The sequence below is a fragment of the Janthinobacterium sp. SUN100 genome (assembly GCF_030397705.1).
Lineage (GTDB): Bacteria > Pseudomonadota > Gammaproteobacteria > Burkholderiales > Burkholderiaceae_D > Janthinobacterium > Janthinobacterium kumbetense.
This window is the reverse complement of record NZ_JAPUBU010000002.1, coordinates 768,337-782,193: the sequence shown is the minus strand read 5'-3', so window position 1 is coordinate 782,193 and position 13,857 is coordinate 768,337. Positions and strand designations below refer to the sequence as shown.

Genomic DNA, 13,857 nt, shown 5'->3' with positions numbered 1-13,857 from the left:
TTTAATCGTGGTCGCGCAGGGACGAGCGGATGCGCGCCGCCTTTTCGCGGTCGCGTTGATCGAGCGCCACGCTCACGGCGCGCGCGATTGCCTGAGGATCGGTGCCGGCCTGCACGTTGAGAGTGATTTCGATCTTGTCGCCTTGGATGGTCATGCCAGCGCCAAGCCCGCTCTGGGACTGCGGCGCGCGCGTGTCGAAGGCGCTGGCGGGTAATGCCGTGGCCGTGCCGATGGCGATGCCGGCGCCCAATTGCGTCAGGCGCTGCGCCAGTCCGGAAACCTTGGCAATCGGCGCACCCTCGCTGCGGTCCAGGCCCACGGCCAGGCCTTGCATGGTGTAGTCGCCGAGCTGGGCAAACACGCGGCTTGGGCTGTGGATGCCCAGCTTTTCCTTGAACCAGGCAATGGTGCTGGAACCGGCATTGCTGATGGCATCCTTGACGGCACCCATGGAGCCGGTGATGCCGTTGACCAAGCCGCGCAGGATGTTGGCGCCGAACTCGGTGAACTGGGCCGGAAGCTTGATGCCGAACCAGCTCATGACGCCCGCGAACGCCTGGTAAAACACCCCTGCAGGTGACCAGTTGATAATCAGGGCCGTGATACCAGCCATGCCGCCACTGAAGGTGGTTTTCAGCTGTGACCACAGGCTGGCAACGAAGCCTGTCAGCGGCGCCAGTCCCTCGACAATGCTGTGCCGGATGTTGGCGGCAAAGTCGGTGAACCTGGCCGGCAGCGCGATGCCGAACCAGCCCAGTACGCCTGCGAAGGCCCGATAAAACAGGCCCAGCGGCGACCAGTTGGCGATCAGGCTATTGATGCCGGTAAAGCCGCCGGCAAACGCCGTCTTGACGTCCGACCACAGGCCGCTAAAGAAAGCCTTGATCGGCTCCCAGTATTTATAGATCAGGAAGGCCGCGCCGGCAATGACCGTGACAGCAATGCCAATCGGGTTCAGCAGAAGAGCGCGGCCCAGCCACAGCACGGCGCGGCCGGCCCACATGAAGGCGCCACCCAGGTTGCGTAAGATGGGCGTGAGCACGCCGCCCGTCACGCCCATCTTGGCGAACATGACGTGCAGCATGGCATACGGGCCGATCATGGCGGCGATGCCCAGCATCAGCGGGCCGAGCACCAGCAGGACGCTGGCGATGACAGCAAAACCGGCGATCATGACCTTGGCCACGGTCGGGTTGCGCTCCATGAAGCCGTTCAGGCGCGTGATGGCGCTGATGGCCATTTCCAGACCTTGGGCATACAGCGGCAGGATTTTCTCGCCCATGGTGAGCTTGAGGTTGGCCAGCTTGGACTGCGCCTCCAGTTCCTTGCCGGCGGCCGAGTCGCGGCCCAGCTTTTCCAGCTGGCCGATGTTGGCGGCGCCACGGTTGAGCTTTTCATTCTTGTGGATCTGCACGCGCTGCAGGTACATCTGCGAGTACAGGTTCGACGCGGTGCGGTTGGAAAAGATGCTGCCGATGGCATCGAGCACCTGTTTCTTTTCCGTGATGCCCTTCTTGGCCAATTGCGGCAACAGCACCTTTTCCATCCACTCAAACTGATTTTCGCGGAACAGCTCGGAACCCAGCAGCGCACCGGGATCGAGGAATGCAATTTGCCCGGCTTTATCTGGCGTGACCTTGCTTTTGTCGCCAATCAGGCCAAACTCGTCCAGCTTCCTGGCCGAACGCTTCGTCGTGCGGCCCTGGTACAAGTTCTGGTAGGCGCTCATCAGGGACGTGCCGACGCGGTTGCCGCTCATCTCCTGTACCAGCGGTTCCATCTGGTAGTAAAAGGCGTCATCTTTCAAGCCCTTGGCGGCGATGCCGCCCGTCTTGATCATGTTCAGCCACTCATTCGGACCCACGCGCCCGCCCGTGGCGGTGATGACCTGCTGCACGATATTGGCCTGAGCTTCAAACTTTTCCTTGCTCTCCAGGCCGCCGCGCAGCTCGATGACCTTGAACATGTCCATGAACTTGCGCTCGTTGTCGGCGCCTTCCTCCTCACCGAAGAAGGCGTGGTTGGCAAACTTCATCTTAGCCAGGGTAGGGGCGACCATTTCCGCGTGATGCACGTCGGCAAAGGCGCTCATGCCGTCGCGCATGAGCTGCAGGTTGTCGAGCTGGCTGGTGCCGTAGGTCTTCATATTGCGCGCGAAAGCGACGGCCTCGGCTGACACCTTGTCACCCAGGCCCAGCGCGTTGACGCGGCCCACTTCCGTTTGATAGTGCTTGGCCTCGTTCAGGCCCTTGACGACGGGCGCGCCGATGACGGCGCCCGTGGCGGTGGCGCCAGCGCCGGCCATGGCCAGGTTGCCCGCCTTGTTGCGCAGCTTGTCGGCGTGCTGGGTGGCGTTGGTGACGCGCTGCTGTTTTGCAGCGGAGGCGGCCAGGCGTTTCTGTTGTGAAGCTAGTTCAACGTTTGTCAGTTGGATGCTGTTCTTGAGCCATTCCTGTGCCTTGCCCAGTTGGCGCGTGTCGATGCCGGCCTCCTTGAGGCTGGCGCGCAGGGCGCGGAATTGCTGGCTCTGCTCTCGGCCTTTCAGCGTCAAGGCCTGCGTGACCTTCGTCGCCGCCTTCAAATCACGCGTCATGGCGCGTGTAGGAGACTCGGTCTGTTTTATGCTTGCGGCCAGCTCTTTTACTTTTTTTTGAGCTTCTTTCAGCTCAACCCCCGTTGTTCGAATACCGCTATGCAGTTCGCGGAATTTCCCCAGGTTTTTCTGCTGGGTATTCAGGTCGCGCAAGCGGTCGCTGGTGGCCTTCAAGGCTTTGGCCGTGTCGCTGGAGCCGCCCATGATCTTTTTCAGCGGGCCGGTAATCTTGTCCAGTGCCGCAAATACCACCTGTAATTTCAGATCCCGACCAGCCATCTATTCCGCTCCGCTTCGCTGCCTGGCGCGTTCGCGCCAGGCCATCAGTTCATCAATCGTAAAACCGTCCATCGCTGCCGGCGTCCAGTGGAAGACGCCGGCAATGTCGGCCATGGCGTCTTCTACTTCGCCGGGGATACCGAAAGGCGATCTACTCTGCTCGCCAAAAAACCGGCAACCTCGACGCCCACGGCCAGCAGGTCGGCCGGGTCCATGTTGGCGATGTCGTGTGCGGTCAAGGTCGGCTCGGTGATGCGCGGCAGCACGATCTGCAGGGCCGACACGTTCAGGTTGGCCAGCTCGATCAGGGAAATGCCGCGCAGGGCGCCCGCTTTGGGCTTGCGCACGGTCAGCGAGTTGATGAAGGTGTCGCCGCGTTTGATCGGATCGTCCAGCTCGATGACGGCCTGGTTTTGGGTATCGTTGTGCATGATGTTGTCCTTGTAGGGTGGTGGTGAATAAAAAGGGATTACAGGCCGATGGCCTTGCGGATGGCCGCGTTGGTGTCGCCGCCGCCGAAGTTCTCGGTGCCGCTCATGAAGTCCAGTTCGATGACGGTGGCGCCGTCGATCATCAGCTTGTAATAGCTGCACGCCATGGTGTATTTGTGCGTGGTGTCGTCGCCCATCTTGGCCGCGCCCATATCGATTTCCTTGTAGCGGCCGCGCACGACGACCTCGACGGCGGCGACGCTGCCGTCATCGTCGTTCTGGTAAGCGCCGGCAAAGCGCAGTTGCACGGCGCCGTGCGTGTGCGCGCCGTACTGTTTCAGGGCTTCGGCGATCAGCCCGCCAGCGCTCCATTCCAGCGACAGCGCCTCGTTGCCGAAGTCCACAGACACGGGGCCGCTCATGCCGCCGGCGCGGTACTCTTCCATCTTGCGGCTGAGTTTCGGCAAGGTGACTTCGGGCACCATGCCCATGAACAGGACGCCGTTTTGAAATACGTTGAATTGCTTGAGTTTGTGGGGCATGCCCATAGTGTTCTCCAGTGGTCAGTTGCGCCCGCACGCGGCGGGCGCGGGAATGGTTAAGCCGCGATGCGCGAGGCGAAGTCGGCCAGGTAGCGGTCGGTAATGCGCTGCTGGAATTTCAGGTTTTCCAGCGGCGGCACGGGCGTGTAGTCGTAATCGATGGCCAGCTTGCCGTCTTTCAGCGCCGTCTTGTCGTTGTATTGCTCGTCATACCAGGCGTGGCCGTCGATGATGTAGCCCTGCAGTTTCAAGTCGCGGAACTTGGCGTTGATGCTTTCCAGCAGATCGCGCACCAGGGACGGATGCAAGGGCAGGTCCACATAGGCGAAATGCGCTTCAGCAATGGTGTCGGCCAGCACCTGGGCCGTGCGCGTGTAGCTTTCAAAATAGAAGAAGCCGCCAGGCGCCTCGCAGGTGCGCGAACCCCAGAAGCGGTAGCCGCTCATGTTGATCAGGGTGGTCACTTCCTTGGCGTTGAGCATGCCGGCATCGGTAGCCGGGTCTTGCAAGTCGAAAAATACGTCCTTGCTGATGCCGGTCGGGCCGTTCACGACCACGTTGGACAGCGTCTTGTGCCAGCCCGTTTCCTCGTCGATCTTTGCGCGCAGGCCCATGGCGTAGGCGACGGCCGAAATGCTGGCTTCGGCGTCGACGGCGGTATCCCAGTTGACAAAATCCGGCCAGATGAGCATCAGTTCGCGCTGGCCGAACTGGCCGCGGTAGGTGATGGCTTCCGTGGCGGTGGCGCAGCCGTAGGCCGACGCATAGGCAAAGGCGCGCAGGCGCTGCGCCACGCTGGCCAGGGCATTGGTCACGGCCTGGTTGTCCAGGCCCGGCGCGCCCAGGATGCGCGGTTTCACGCCCAGCTTGCTTTGTGCGGCCAGCAGTGCCTGGGCGCCCAGGTACTGGCCATCCGGCGACACACCGCCCACGGCGTTGCTGGTGGTTTCCGCTTCCGTCTCACCCTCGGCCACGCGCACCACGACGGTCAAAGGTTTGGTCTGCGCGGCAATCGCTTTCAGTGCGCGATACAGGGTGCCGCTCTTGCCGGCCTTGCCCATGGCGGCCAGCACGTTGGTGACGAGCACGGGTTTATTCAGCGGGAAGGCGGCGGCGTCGGCATCGTCGGCCGTGGCGATCAGGCCCAGCACGGCGGTGGAAACGGTGCGGATCGGGCGCGAACCCTCGTTGATTTCAATGACGCGCACGCCATGGTGGTAGTCGGTGGGCATGGTTACTCCTGTCAGTGGTATTTAGAAAATGATCAATATGGCTCAGGCAATTTCTGAGGTGAACGCCGGGAGCAGCCGCTCAGGCGCGCTCTCGACAATGGCGAGGTAGGCGTCATGGATTGCCGCCGCCAGAGCGTCGATATCGGTCGCTGCAACTACGCTCGGGACGGTGGTGATATCCAGTAATGCCTGGCGTGCGGTGATGACTGCCTGTACCAGTTCGCTGTCACCTGATTGCATGGCCGCAAATCCGACGCCAGCGATACGATTCAATATGTCGTCACGGCTCGCGCGAACCGCGCCGAGATAGGCTGCGGCCTGGTCGGTGAATGGCGTTGGTTCCGGCGCGGCAATGATCAGCCGCCCATCGACAAAATGAAATGTGTGGCCGAGCGGTCGCTTCATCGCTGTGTCAAAATCTGCCCAATCGACCGCAATTGCATCGGTGGGCAGAGTGTCCCCGTAATCGATATCGAGTGGATAAAATGAACCTGTCGTTTCTGAATACCTGATTTTCAAACTCATCATCGTTCCCTGTTATTTGCCGATTGCACGCCAGCGCATCGCCTGCTGAGAGGCCGATCCCTGGAATAAACTAAACTGCGTAGTTGCGCCAGGCTGGAAATCAGTGCCTGCAATTGCGCCGGGCGGAGCCGCCCCGGCCATGGCGGTGACGACCTGTAAAACTGCGGATGTGAAGGGGATAGGGAATGTCACAGGCGTCGCGACGTTAGCAGCAGATACCAATGCCACTCCCCATTGCTCGATATAGCCTCCGGGCAACTGCTTATAGCCATTAGGCGTCAATGACGATGAAAACGACGATGAAAACTGTAACTGAGCGCTGCCGCCTATGCCCATCCAGCCAATAGTCGTGGCGATTAATCGCAAGGTATCGCCAGGCGCCATCGTCAGCGATACCTGTGGGGCCGATTGATTGACGAATATGAAATCTGCTCCCTGCCGTAACAGATTAACGATTCCCCCGGAAAAATTGGCGAACTCGACAATCTGCCCATTGGGCAGCGCCGATATCAATGGCAAATTCACGCTAAATGTACCTGTGCCAAAAAACTCGATCATTCCGGCGCATTGGACCGGAGTGATGGTTGCTGTGCTATTGAGTTGAGTTAAACCGGATAAATTTTCACCAGCTTTCGGTTTGTATTGCGGATGCGGATCGGCAGCCGCTGCGTGCCTGGCCAGTTGTTGGTCGCCGTAGGTGCGTGCACTGGTGTCTTGCTGATCGACGTAGGCGACCTTCGCTAGCAGCGGATGCGGGTCGGCGGCAGCCTGGTGCTTTGCCAGTTGCTGATCGCCATAGGCGCGTGCGCTGGCGTCTTGCTGATCGACGTAGGTGACTTTCGCCAGCAGTGGATGCGGGTCTGCGGCAGCCTGGTGCTTTGCCAGTTGCTGATCGCCATAGGCGCGTGCGCTGGTGTCCTGCTGATCGACGTAGGCGACTTTCGCCAGCAGCGGATGCGGGTCGGCGGCAGCCTGGTGCTTTGCCAGTTGCTGATCGCCATAGGCGCGTGCGTTGGTGTCTTGCTGATCGACGTAGGTGACTTTTGCCAGAAGCGGGTGCGGGTCAGTGGCAGCTTGGTGCTTGGCCAGTTGCTGGTCGCAGTAGGTGCGTGCGCTGGTGTCTTGCTGATCGACGTAGGCGACCTTCGCCAGCAGCGGGTGCGGGTCGGCGGCAGCTTGGTGCTTGGCCAGTTGCTGGTCCCCATAGGCGCGCGCGCTACTGTCCTGCTGATCGACATAAGCGACCTTGGCCAGTAGCGGATGCGGGTCAGCAGCAGCCAGATGCTTGGCCAGTTGCTGGTCGGCGTAAATGGCGACTTTGCCGTCTTGTTGATCGACATAGGCGAGCTTGGCCAGCAGCGGGTGCGGATCAACAGCGGCCAGGTGCCTGCCCAGTTGCGCATCGCTATAGGCGCGCACGGTAATGTCTTGGTCATCGACATACTTGCGCGTGGCCAGGATGACGGACGGGTCGATTTTCAATTCGATGGCGGCCGTGCTGGCGACGATCAGTACGATGCGCACCACTTGCGTGCGCGCGCTGCCCTCGGCCATCACAGGTTTGTAGCTCGGCGGGCAGTTGGCCACCGCGCACAGGTCGCCGGCCTCGTCGAAGATGCCGATTTCGCGTATCCACCAGCCGCCCACGTCTTCGGGCAGCACCTGCTCGACGATGATCTGGCTGGTGTTGGTCGGGTCGATGCTCAGCTGGTTCAGGCCGGCACGGCGCACTTCATGCACCAGCGCCTTTTGCGTGCGCGATGGCATGGGCAGATTGCCGTTACCGTCGCCCACGGCCAGGTTTTTCAGTTTCAGGGTTTGGCCCAGGGCGATGGCGTTGGCCAGCTTGGCCTCGCCCACTTCGGTCAGGATGGCAAAGTATGTGCTCATGGATAAATGGTCAGGGTGTCGATGGTATGGGATGCGCCGGCCTGCAACAGCGTGCCGCGCACTTCGATGGTTTCCGCGATCCAGGGATACACGGTCATGGCGTCGCCGTGGTACGCACATGCGCCCGCGTAGACGGTGCCGCGACTTTCCAGATAAATGGCCAGGCCCGTCATGTGGCGGCTGACGGGCTTGGCGTCGGCGATTAGGCGTTCCATTTCCTGAAACATGGCGTCGGTGATGCCCGAGTCCAACACGCCGACATCGAGGTGGAAGGTGCCCGGTACACCCTGCGGCGTGGTTTGCCACCATTCGGTGATGCGGATCAGATAGCCCAGGGATTCCACCACGCGGCGCACGGCGGCAATCGTGCCCTTGTGCTTGTGGATGAAGTAGGACGCCTTGATCGTGCCGCGCTTGATCGACTCGGGCCAGGCGTCATCCCAGCGGTCGACGGAACAGGCCCAGGCCAGAAACGGCAGCAGATTGATGGGGCAGCGGTCTGCATTCCACAGCTCGCGCAGCGGCACGGGCACGTTGACCAGCTCGGCGCAGGCCACGGCAATGGCGCGCTCCAGCGCGGTGGTGTTGGGCGGCATGGTGGGCACGAGCTTATTCATCGAGCACCACCACATTCAACTTGATGGCGGTGCAGCGCGCGGCCTGGGTGGCGTTCAGTTCGATGTCCGCCGCCGGGCTGGTCAAGACGACCTTGCGCACGCCCTCGACGTGGACGGCGGCGCTGCAGGCGGAACGGTAGATGCTGTGCCCCAGCGGGCGGCGCGGCTGCGATACCCGCACGGCGTTGGCGCGCGCGGCGTCCAGCAGGATCGGCACTTCCGGGCCCACGCCGATAAACAAGGTGGCCTCGATCTGGTAGTCAATGACCTGGGCGGCCTGCACGCTCAAGCGGTCGCCCAGGGGACGCACTTCCTCGGCGTTGAGCGCGCGCGCCACGGTGGCCAGCAGCGCGGCGTCGGCGATGCCGGTGGCATTGTTGGCCAGCACCGTGACGGTGACGTGCGCCGGCGAGGGGCTGGTGGCACTCGCGTCCTTGACGCGGCCGTCGGCACTTCGGGCGTGGAATTCATACGAAGCTTTCGGGCCGGCCACGGACAGGCCGTCAGGCGCTTCCTGGATGCGCAAGCGGTAGGCGTCGTTGTCTTCCATGACGGCGGCCACGGGCGGCAGGGCGTTGGGATTGGCCGGCGTGATGACCAGGCGCGCCACGTTGACGTTGGCGCCCAGCTGGTCCAGATCGCCGTCGAGGGCAAACGCCAGCATGACGGCCTTGCCCGCCTCGTTGACGCGGTTGCGCAGGATGGTTTCTTGATAGCTGTTCTCTTCCAGCAGCTTGGTGGCCGGCTCCGATTCCAGTTCCAGGAGGGCCGTGACGGCGGCGCGCTCGGCTTCCGGCAGCAGGCTCACCAGATGCGCCTTGCGCGTGGCCAGGATGGTTTCGAAGTCCAGCACTTCGACCACGCTGGGCGCCGGCAATTGGGTCAGGTCGATAGGCGTGCTCATACGCTGCCGCCTTGCTTGACGGGCACGGACAGCGTGATGCCCTGGCCATTCGCCGTGCCATCGAGCAGCAGCGCAATGGCGCCGTCTGTGTCGCGCGTGAGCTGCACGCTGGCCAGTTGCAAACGCGGCTCCCAGCGGCGCAGGGCAAAGGCGGTGGCCGCGTAGATGCGCAACTGCGTGGCGCTGTTGAGGGGCTGGTCGATCAGCTCGGGCACCTCGGAGCCATAGCGGCGGCGCCGGATGCGCGAGCCGATGGGCGTGGTCAAAATGTCGGTGACGGACTGGCGCAGGTGGCCCAGGCCCGTCAGGCTGCGCCCGGTGGCGGCGTGCATGCCCATCATGCTTGCGGCCCGCCCGACTGGTCGCCGCCGGCCTTGACGCCGCCGTGCGGATGCTTGGCCAGGCTGATGGCGCCGGCCAGCACGTCCTCGCTGGCTTTGACAGTGCCTTGCACGGCCATGGCCACGCCGCCAGCGGCGCCGGCCTTGGCGTTCACGCCGCCGTTCAGGACGGTGGCGCCGTTGACGGTCGCCGATTGCTCGACAAGCAGCTTGCCCACGACGGTCAGGTCGCCCGTGCAGATGGTGCTGGGCGCGTTCGATGTCACTGTGTCGGCCGTGATGGTGGCGCTGCCGCCGGGAATGGTAGCCGTCAGGGCATGGGCCGCGTGGTCGTACTGCACCACGGCGCCGTCGGGGTAGTGCGTGGTGTGGACGGTGTGGCTGGATTCCGGGGCGTCAAACGCCTGCGAGTACAGGGCCGGCAGGATGATGCCGCGCGTCAGGTCGCCGCCCGGGGAAAAGACGATGACCTGTTCGCCGACGGTGGGCGCCGACCAGGTGCGCGTGCTGCCGGCGCGCCGTGTGGCCCATTTCAACCATTCGGTGGTGAGTGTCGGCCCGAGCCGCACGCGTGCCTTGGCCCCTTTGACCTCGGCGATGGTGCCCAGGCGGATCAGATTTTGCAGCAAGCGGAGGAGGTCGGACAGGTCGGCGTTCATGCAGTGCATGTTGCCGAAGTCCGCGTGCGGATGCACGCGGGGGCGGGTTGATATGCGGATTAGTGACTATGGCAGTCCGCGATGCATAAAGGCCATCGCTCACTTAATTTGCAAAAACTAAATCCCCGCACCCGCCTTATAGACAGCTTTTGGTACGTTGCTCAACATGCTTATGATTTTTTAAGCTCGCCAATCAGGTATAACCATATTCCAAACCGTGAATTTTTCTGCACTGGAGTCGGCTATTAAGATTTTTCTTGAGTCGTTATTTAACGAAAAAAGATATAATTTTGGGCTCGTATCTTGAAACATCTGCTGCTTGAGTCGCAAGTTCCTCCATTTTTTGGGAGAGGATGAGTATTGTCTCAAAGGGATCTGGGGTAGAGCCAATATCTAACTCCACAGCTTGGCTCGGGCTGAGCCTAATAGTTAAGATTGGGCCAAAATCAGTTGCAGTCTGTTTCGTCCTAAGCATTGCTGATTCCGGGTTGGCAGACATCGGTTGCCGATGGATCATTTTGTTCCGTAAATCACCTAGGATGCGCAGAAATCCGGGGGATTCGACAGAGCCCCAGGCTGTCATCATAAGCTGAACTAACGGATCTTTAATGTGATCTTTGTGTGCCGTTTTTTTTAACCATTCTTCAAGGCGAGACATATTATCCACGGAATCTTTTGCTTGGATTTGCATTGCCGCCAATTTGGCAAGATGATCTCGCACTGAACAGAGCTCAGTTGCAAGTGAATGAAACGCTAAATAAAGATCCAACATTGGTATATTTGAAAAGCCCGCGCCAACTGGAGAGTTCTCTTTGAGCGCCATTATTAGTTGTTCGTGATGGCGTAGCGCTACGTCACGCAGTCTAATGCCAGCTGCTTGTATAGAAACACTAATATAGCGTGCAATGATTTCATAATTTTCATCACTTTTTAGATGTGCGTTATGTGAGATTGCACTCCACATGTCGGCTGCGCTATTTAGCCCATTTTTCGATGAGGAATTATCGGGGCGCCATAAATTTACATCACCGGAGTTTGTTCGAATGGTCTCATTTGTCCCAGCCCGGAGAGCTCCGGCTATTTTCGCCAGTTCTGTAGTCTGCTCCATAGACTGAAATTTGTAAAAATTTATTGCACCATCTATACGAACGGGCCCCAACGCATATTCGCTATTAGGAAGTTTGAAAGCTACTAATCCTCCAGTAAAATAAACTATCTCCAATGAATATGCATTTCCATAAGATATATTTTCTACTTCTATCATTTTTCGTATCTACGGTTATTTTGGTTCGAGTTAAGTCTATTACGAAAATTGAATGAAACCGTAGCCTAACAAAATGGTCTCTTGCAATGCTCCCTTTTGACTATGGGGGGGCGGCCACTTTTGACCGGTAGCGGTCAGCATCTTGCGACTCTAACGCATTTGATAACTTATGTCAGTTAAAGATTGCATTAATGCATCTTAGTTTTTTCCATGTGACGCAGCAGCGATTCGCGTATCAACGTGCGATCCGGTTCACTCAAGCCCAGCAGCGGCCGCTCCGGGTACCTGTAGACGGCCCCTTTCTTGGTCACTCGGTCTTGCTGGCCAAACTGATGCACATGCGCCACGCGCGCCACCCAGCCAAAGAAGCCGACCTCGATCTGATCGCCGGTCGCCTTTACTTTCAGGTGTTTTGCGGTACGAATCTTGGCGAACATGTCCGCCTTCTGTCGCTTGATGCGCCCATTCTTTCCATTGAATTCCTTGCGCCGCTTGCGCGCCGGGTAGGCTGCGCCGCCCGGTCCCTGCTGCGCTTTGATACGCTGCGCCTGGCTGCGGCGCAGGTCGATGGCGACCTTGTGATTGATGGCGCGGCGCTGAGCCGGCTGCAGTTTGGCCAATAAGGCGCCGGCCCAGGTTGCCAAAGTGTGCAGGTCGTCGCTCATGCCGTAGCCTCGGGCGTGCGCCATTCGGCAAGCAGGGTGTCGCCGTCATACAGCTTCCAGAACTCGTCCGCATAAGCCGGCATGTGCTGTATTTCGGCCAGGTGCTTGATGTCGAGGCGGCCAGCCTCGCCGGCCTTGACGGCCACGCGCTCAGTCAGGTCCAGCTTGATGGAAATATCGACCGTTTCATGGTTGTTGAAGTCCACTTCGAAGGCGATGCCGTGCTTGCGCGTTTCCTCATTGGCCATCAGGTCAAGCTGGTGGACTTTCAGCCAGGCGATCAGGGCCACCATGATGGCGTCGGCGTCGCCCGCGTAGTCGGTGACGATCAGGTTGAGCTTGAAGCGGTATTCGAAGGACAGGGAGGCGGTGGCACTGGCCACCACGTTGCCCTCGTCGGCGAAGACCAGCAGGCGGTCGGGGTCGCGCTGCAGGTCGGGGATGGCGGCGGCCAGGTGCTGGCGCAGGCTATTCGGTTTGTACATGGTAGGTGTCTCGTACTAGGTTGTAGGCGTCGATGCAGGCGTTCAGTTGCCGGGTGGCGTCGTCGCCGTCGCCGGCAATGGCGTCAAGATCTGCCGCAGTCGCTGGGTCAAGTTTGGCGCGCGTTTGGTACCGATGGCCTGCGGCAGCGGCGGAATCTGCGCTTGCGGCGCACTGGCCGCTGGTGACGGGGATTGACACGCGCACAGCGCCGCTGCGCACATCAGCATTGAAACGGCTACGTTCAGTTTTCGCATGGGATTGCTCCTCGGTGAGGTGATTGGCGCGCTGCGCCAGGGTGGCGCCGGCGGCGCGCTCCAGTGTGAGCACGCGGGCGGTGGCTTGGGCCAGTTCGGTGGCGGCGCTTGTTTTGTCGGTGGCCGCCGCCCGCTGCAGCGCGGCGATGCTGGCGTCCTTGCGCCAGCCCTGCGTCGTCCAGCCTGCGATGGCGCCGCACAGGAGAACAGCGGCCAGCAGGCGCCAGGTGGTCGCGTTCACATGGCTACCCGTTCCTTGATCCAGCCGAACAGAAAACGGCGCTGGGTCTTGTTGGCCTCGGTAATTTCCAGATAGTGCGCCGCCTGCAAGCCGTTCAGGGCGCGCAGCAGCACGGCGGCGCCATCCTGGCCGCGCCATTTGAGAAAAGCGGCCAGCGCACCCAGCGACTGCGCGCCCAGGCGGCCGTCGACGAACAGGGCCGGGTAGCGCGCGCCGGTGTCATTAAAACCGTTCAGCCAGCGCTGCAGGAACTCGGCCGCGCGGTGCGGCCCCATGTTCACGCCCGTGTCGATCACTTCGGCGCCGATGCCGGCATGCAGGGCCAGCACCTGGTCGAACTTCGGTTCCGTGATGTAGCGGGCCGTGTAGATGGTGCGCGCCACAGCCACGGGCATATTGCGCATCGGCCCCGTGTAGCCGTTGGCGCGCGCCACCGCCAAGGTGATGCCGAAGTTGGTTTCGCCGCCTTTGTCGGCCGGGTCGTTTACATAGCCGCCTTCGGCGCGCAGGATGGCGTCGATGACGCGTGCGATCAGGGGATTTTCCATGGTGGCCATCAGTGTTCCTTCGCGTCTTTGACCAGCTCGGCGATGTCCTTGTCGCTGCGGCGCTGGAACCACAGGGCCACGGCGCGCGATACCCACCAGCCGGGGGCGCCCACGATCAGGTCGATGGCGCTGGCGTTGACCATGGCGCCGATGGCCGGGAGCTGGGCGCACAGCAGCTGATACACGGTGCCGCCCAGCAGGCACGAGAAGACGCCGGCGCAGGCCAGGCGGGCGACAAATTCGCCCTTGTTGAAGGTGCCGTCGCTGTTCAACGGCGGCAGCACGATGTACAGCATGGCGGCGCCGACCATGCCCAGCGCCGCCTTGAAGCCGTACAGTTTGACCAGGGTGGCGAAACCACCAAACGATTCTGCGGACATTGCTTG

General features: G+C 61.1%; 17 protein-coding genes. All 17 read right to left on the bottom strand.

From position 1 onward, the window contains the following. Position 1 precedes the first annotated feature (1 nt). The 17 genes from O0881_RS15800 to O0881_RS15720 all read right to left on the bottom strand — a co-directional run bounded on the left by O0881_RS15800 (position 2) and on the right by O0881_RS15720 (position 13,851). Positions 2-2,872 carry a phage tail protein gene (locus O0881_RS15800; protein WP_289912110.1) on the bottom strand — a complete coding sequence of 957 codons (2,871 nt, stop codon included), beginning with the start codon at positions 2,870-2,872 and terminating at the stop codon, positions 2-4. Next, positions 2,873-2,986 (bottom strand): GpE family phage tail protein, encoded by a 114-nt coding sequence (locus O0881_RS15795; protein WP_071650284.1) that lies wholly within the window; start codon positions 2,984-2,986, stop codon positions 2,873-2,875. Positions 2,987-2,994: 8 nt separating this feature from the next. Then, positions 2,995-3,303 (bottom strand): phage tail assembly protein, encoded by a 309-nt coding sequence (locus tag O0881_RS15790; protein WP_289912108.1) that lies wholly within the window; start codon positions 3,301-3,303, stop codon positions 2,995-2,997. A 38-nt stretch (positions 3,304-3,341) separates the two neighbouring features. Next, positions 3,342-3,851, bottom strand: a complete 510-nt coding sequence (locus O0881_RS15785; RefSeq protein ID WP_278318237.1) for a phage major tail tube protein — start codon at positions 3,849-3,851, stop codon at positions 3,342-3,344. A 50-nt stretch (positions 3,852-3,901) separates the two neighbouring features. Continuing rightward, positions 3,902-5,077: a phage tail sheath protein gene (locus O0881_RS15780; RefSeq protein ID WP_289912103.1), complete on the bottom strand. Its 1,176-nt coding sequence runs from the start codon at positions 5,075-5,077 to the stop codon at positions 3,902-3,904. 42 nt (positions 5,078-5,119) lie between these two features. After that, positions 5,120-5,605 carry a hypothetical protein gene (locus O0881_RS15775; protein ID WP_289912102.1) on the bottom strand — a complete coding sequence of 162 codons (486 nt, stop codon included), beginning with the start codon at positions 5,603-5,605 and terminating at the stop codon, positions 5,120-5,122. A 9-nt stretch (positions 5,606-5,614) separates the two neighbouring features. Further along, positions 5,615-7,492, bottom strand: a complete 1,878-nt coding sequence (locus O0881_RS15770; protein ID WP_289912100.1) for a phage tail protein — start codon at positions 7,490-7,492, stop codon at positions 5,615-5,617. Further along, positions 7,489-8,109, bottom strand: a complete 621-nt coding sequence (locus O0881_RS15765; RefSeq protein WP_289912098.1) for a phage tail protein I — start codon at positions 8,107-8,109, stop codon at positions 7,489-7,491. Before O0881_RS15765 ends, O0881_RS15770 begins: the two co-directional genes overlap by 4 nt. Beyond that, complete coding sequence (locus O0881_RS15760) at positions 8,102-9,013, bottom strand: baseplate J/gp47 family protein (RefSeq protein ID WP_289912097.1); 912 nt, start codon at positions 9,011-9,013, stop codon at positions 8,102-8,104. The genes O0881_RS15765 and O0881_RS15760 overlap by 8 nt, the downstream gene beginning before the upstream one ends. Continuing rightward, positions 9,010-9,354 (bottom strand): GPW/gp25 family protein, encoded by a 345-nt coding sequence (locus O0881_RS15755; RefSeq protein WP_092717996.1) that lies wholly within the window; start codon positions 9,352-9,354, stop codon positions 9,010-9,012. Before O0881_RS15755 ends, O0881_RS15760 begins: the two co-directional genes overlap by 4 nt. Beyond that, complete coding sequence (locus O0881_RS15750; RefSeq protein WP_289912095.1) at positions 9,351-10,013, bottom strand: phage baseplate assembly protein V; 663 nt, start codon at positions 10,011-10,013, stop codon at positions 9,351-9,353. The genes O0881_RS15755 and O0881_RS15750 overlap by 4 nt, the downstream gene beginning before the upstream one ends. Before the next feature lie 265 nt (positions 10,014-10,278). Beyond that, positions 10,279-11,277, bottom strand: a complete 999-nt coding sequence (locus O0881_RS15745; protein WP_289912094.1) for a hypothetical protein — start codon at positions 11,275-11,277, stop codon at positions 10,279-10,281. 188 nt (positions 11,278-11,465) lie between these two features. Then, positions 11,466-11,942 (bottom strand): phage virion morphogenesis protein, encoded by a 477-nt coding sequence (locus tag O0881_RS15740; protein ID WP_289912092.1) that lies wholly within the window; start codon positions 11,940-11,942, stop codon positions 11,466-11,468. Beyond that, on the bottom strand, positions 11,939-12,427 hold the full coding sequence (locus O0881_RS15735) for a phage tail protein (RefSeq protein ID WP_289912091.1): 489 nt from the start codon (positions 12,425-12,427) through the stop codon (positions 11,939-11,941). Before O0881_RS15735 ends, O0881_RS15740 begins: the two co-directional genes overlap by 4 nt. Continuing rightward, a complete protein-coding gene (locus tag O0881_RS15730) occupies positions 12,411-12,923 on the bottom strand; it encodes a lysis system i-spanin subunit Rz (protein ID WP_289912089.1) in 513 nt (170 codons plus the stop codon). The genes O0881_RS15735 and O0881_RS15730 overlap by 17 nt, the downstream gene beginning before the upstream one ends. Further along, positions 12,920-13,480, bottom strand: coding sequence for a glycosyl hydrolase 108 family protein (locus O0881_RS15725; RefSeq protein WP_289912087.1), 561 nt, complete (start codon positions 13,478-13,480; stop codon positions 12,920-12,922). Before O0881_RS15725 ends, O0881_RS15730 begins: the two co-directional genes overlap by 4 nt. Further along, the gene (locus tag O0881_RS15720; RefSeq protein ID WP_035820867.1) at positions 13,480-13,851 is read right to left on the bottom strand and encodes a hypothetical protein; all 372 of its coding nucleotides are present in this window, start codon (positions 13,849-13,851) and stop codon (positions 13,480-13,482) included. Before O0881_RS15720 ends, O0881_RS15725 begins: the two co-directional genes overlap by 1 nt. Between the last annotated feature and the right edge of the window lie 6 nt (positions 13,852-13,857).